Source organism: Bullifex sp. (assembly GCF_034103065.1).
In the GTDB taxonomy this organism is placed as follows: domain Bacteria; phylum Spirochaetota; class Spirochaetia; order Sphaerochaetales; family Sphaerochaetaceae; genus Bullifex.
Genome location: NZ_JAXEGN010000293.1, coordinates 1 through 1,233, shown reverse-complemented (window position 1 = coordinate 1,233; position 1,233 = coordinate 1). Strand labels below are relative to the sequence as shown.

The window sequence follows — 1,233 nt, the reverse complement described above, 5'->3', positions numbered from 1 at the left end:
GAAATTGAATCAAGAATACAAAGGGCAGGGAGTTCACCACCACTTAAAATGTAGTCCCCAATACTGATTAACTCATCAACATGACTTTCAAAGCGCTTATCAACACCTTCATAGTGGCCACAAACTAAGACAATATCATCCATCTTTGATAAAGATCTAGCTTTCTGTTGGTTGTACACACTTCCTTTAGGTGAAAGAAGTATTTTATGTGATCCTTCACTACTTGATGCATTTAAAGCTTTCATTAATGTATCAAGACGTAAAATCATTCCAATTCCACCACCACAAGGGGAATCATCGATGTGTCTAAAAGACCCCCCGGCATATTCTTTTATATCAACAATTTTTAATTCAAGATTGCCCCTATTAATTGCTCTAGTAATTAAAGGATAGGCGTTAATTGAACTAAAGATTTCTGGAAACATAGAAAGTATTGTGATTTTCATATTGCTTTCTATTTTAACAATTACATTTAAGCTTTTTCAATTAAGCAAGAATGCTCTTTAGTCTTACTATCATAATTAATACCAACAAGTAAAGTATTACCTTTATAGCCATTAAGTCTACATGGATAATCTTTTGCTTTTATCTGCTCTATTGCTCCACCTGCTACTTTATCCTTTTTTAACTCAATTACTAATGCTGGTATATTTGGTACAAACGGAATCATAACTATATCAGCATAACCTTTGCCTGTAGTAAATTCAGGAATAATAGTGTAGTAGTCGTATGCATAGAAGTATGAAAGCATAATAGCACTTTGAAGACTTTGCTCATTATTGTATGACAAATTACTTGTTAATAGCTCATGACTCTTTTCTAATGCTTTTGCTACTACTTCCTCTTGTTTTTTTGTGTTGCTTCTAATAGCTTTTTTGAAACATCTATTATTGCTGCAACATTACTATAATTTGCAGATCTTTTTAATGTATTTGCCCACTGACTTTTTATTTCATTATTTGGAATTCTACAAGTTTTACTTTCTCCATCATAGGCAAGATATCCTAGGTGAATTAGATATACAAATACATCATCTTTAGTCCTAAATGATGTAAGATTATTGTTAAAATCCAAGATATCAACACTAATTGATTCACCTGCCATCATTTTTATTACATCATCTTTTACTCCATCAATATTTAAGTCAATGTAATTACTTACTGCTTCATAGGAACCTGTTTGAGTCCAATAACTTCCACATTTTTTTCTTTCTATTGCTTCAATTACTGATTT

General features: G+C 31.5%; 2 protein-coding genes and 1 pseudogene. All 3 read right to left on the bottom strand.

The features are described 5' to 3' along the window. A pseudogene (locus SOY52_RS11090) lies at window positions 1-446 on the bottom strand (tRNA (guanosine(37)-N1)-methyltransferase TrmD); the annotation flags it as partial. 26 nt (window positions 447-472) lie between these two features. Then, window positions 473-790: a PD-(D/E)XK nuclease domain-containing protein gene (locus tag SOY52_RS11085; RefSeq protein ID WP_320849018.1), complete on the bottom strand. Its 318-nt coding sequence runs from the start codon at window positions 788-790 to the stop codon at window positions 473-475. 44 nt (window positions 791-834) lie between these two features. Further along, a partial coding sequence (locus SOY52_RS11080; protein ID WP_320849017.1) for a hypothetical protein occupies window positions 835-1,233 on the bottom strand: 399 nt, incomplete at its 5' end.